The sequence below is a fragment of the Luteibacter sp. P4_D7_3 genome (assembly GCF_056401735.1).
On record NZ_JBFUIT010000533.1, the window covers coordinates 1 to 1,542 of the forward strand.

Annotated in this window: 3 protein-coding genes; 2 read left to right on the forward strand and 1 reads right to left on the reverse strand. The window is 63.0% G+C overall.

What is annotated here, in order from left to right; genetic code table 11:
* Together AC1DSN_RS22410 and AC1DSN_RS22415 are read left to right on the forward strand one after the other, a co-directional pair.
* On the forward strand, nucleotides 1-397 hold a 397-nt coding region (locus AC1DSN_RS22410; RefSeq protein WP_477333014.1), incomplete at its 5' end, for a hypothetical protein.
* A gap of 34 nt (nucleotides 398-431) precedes the next feature.
* Nucleotides 432-719 (forward strand): hypothetical protein, encoded by a 288-nt coding sequence (locus AC1DSN_RS22415; RefSeq protein ID WP_063571126.1) that lies wholly within the window; start codon nucleotides 432-434, stop codon nucleotides 717-719.
* Between the two features lie 57 nt (nucleotides 720-776).
* On the opposite strand, the gene AC1DSN_RS22420 is transcribed toward AC1DSN_RS22415, so the two are convergent.
* Nucleotides 777-1,542 (reverse strand): YkgJ family cysteine cluster protein (locus AC1DSN_RS22420; RefSeq protein ID WP_477333016.1); only part of this gene is annotated, 766 nt, incomplete at its 5' end.

Below are 1,542 nucleotides of genomic sequence, written 5' to 3' on the forward strand. Positions count from 1 at the left end.
GTTCGAGGCGGTCGACAAGGACTACGCCGGCGTCTACAAGACCAACGATCCGTACACGGGTCGGAACCCGGCCAGCTATCACCTCGCGAATATCGTCGTGGAAACCAATCGCCCGCTGCAGCTGTTTAGCGGTGGCCTGGTCGGCAGCGGCTATACCGGTGTCAACAGCGACTACGAGTCCCAGTTCGGTGGCACGGGCATTCACAAGAACATGTTCTATGGCGGCGGCGCCTACAACATGGGCGGCTGCATGGGTTGCCACGGCAGCCAGGGACAGCACGCCTCCGGCGATTTCAGCGTGATCCTCGCCAACGGTGCCGTGCATAAGCCTGAGCCCCCGAGCGTGCCGAGTCCTTCCGGGGCTACCGAAGTCGTACGCAATCGCACGCTTAAGTAAGAAGCATCCCTCAACGCAGAGCCAGGAGCCATGCATGACGAACCTACGACCCCAGATCACCGCCGATGCCGCCGCCGCTCCAGCCGGCATCAGTTTCGCGAAGGACATCGCGCCGCTGTTCAACGCGACCGACATCGCTCATATGAAGCAGGTCACGAGGGGAACCCTCGACCTGAGCGTCTATAACGACGTCGTGGTGTACGCGTCGCAGATCTATTCGCGCGTGAGCAGCGGCAGCATGCCTCCCCCGCCATCCAAAGCGTGGACGCAGCAAATGGTGCAGCTGTTCGCCGGCTGGATCAGCCAGGGCACGCCGCCTTAGGAGAACGGCTACTGGCCCGATGGCATCCATCGAGCCAGTGTCGCGCCGGGAGAAACCTCAGGCGTAGATGCCGGGTTCGACGAACGCGATGAAGCGCCGGCCACTGTCGGCAAGGTCGCCTGCATGCAAGAGGTTCGCTCCGGCCGAAGCCAGCAGCGCCAGCGTGTTCGGGCGATGCGATACCAACACCCAGTCAGGTTTGAAGGATTCGTTCGACGCCTCGACCAACACGACATCGAGCGCGGCCAGCAGCTGTGATGGCTCCGGCGTATGCGTCACGACGCCTTCGTTCGTGAGCCCTGCCTCGGTAACACCGAGGAGATCGCACAAACGCCCTTTGGCGTCGGCCTCGCTATAGTCCGCACCGCGACGGCGGACGACCGCGTCTGCCACCGTCTCGTCGGCCCAGTTGCCCGCATCGTTCTGCAGGACGGTCGCGGTTTCCCATGCCTCCGGCGGACAGAGTTTCTGCAAAGGGTCGACCGAAAGAAAGGGATTCACTTCGGCTGGGTAGATGCGGCATGCCATCGGCCGGCGCTCGTAGATGCCGCAGCTCATGTCACTGCGCAGGTTGGGACAAGCCCCTGCGAACGTGGCTAACAACGAAACGGTGACACGTACCGGTAGTGTCCCACTGGCGGTGGGAAAGGATCGCTTACGTTTGTGTTGGGCCACGCCATCGTCCGCCGGAGGTTCCTGCGGCCAGGGGATCGCCTCGCAGAAAATTTCGACATCGCCTCCTTCGCGAAGCCACGTACGCGCTTCGGCCATGCCAAGCGGAAGCCGCAGACCGTGGCAGCAGCGTCCGCACATGGTGCAAGAG

Excerpts from the sequence above, each read along its gene's own strand:
- AC1DSN_RS22415 (WP_063571126.1), top strand. The coding sequence starts at position 432 with ATGACGAACCTACGACCCCAGATCACCGCCGATGCCGCCGCCGCTCCA.